This is a genomic window from Micromonospora aridisoli (assembly GCF_056150025.1).
Genome location: NZ_JAXCFK010000158.1, coordinates 1 through 536, shown reverse-complemented (window position 1 = coordinate 536; position 536 = coordinate 1). Strand labels below are relative to the sequence as shown.

The following is a 536-nucleotide window of genomic DNA, read 5'->3' as shown; positions in this document are numbered from 1 at the left end:
CATTCTTATTTGGATAGGAAAAATACAATCATTTGATATTGGAATCAGTCCGATTTTAGTGATTCTTTGTCTCCTTAATTTTAAGTTTTTAAAAAAACATACAATACAAACATACGCTATACTATGATCTTACCATTTCTAAAAAAAACTATATTATTGATAACAAAAAATGTTTTTGCAAGAACAACGTCTAAAACACAAATGCTTATCTATGGATTATGTATTATCAATATTTCGTTTGCCCAAGATAAAGCTGTCATTCTAGTTGAGAAAAAACTCCCTAAGCGAACGATCTTATACGCAAAGAATACGACTGATAGTCCACAAAATATATTTTTGAAAGTGAACCCCACTGGTTACAGAAAAAGTAGTTCTAGGCCCCTTATCAAAACCATACCAGCACAAATGGAATTAGAAATGATTACATTAATTCCGCTCAAAGATGTCACATCATCATACACCTACACTTTGATTGTCAATGACAAGCCAAACACCATCGAAGTACACCGAAGCGAAGGCCCTAAAAAAGAGGCTAA

General features: G+C 32.5%; 1 protein-coding gene. It reads left to right on the top strand.

Going from position 1 to position 536, the window contains the following annotated elements:
- Positions 1 to 123: 123 nt before the first annotated feature.
- The coding region (locus SM447_RS29865) for a hypothetical protein (protein WP_474576203.1) at positions 124 to 536 on the top strand (413 nt) is incomplete at its 3' end.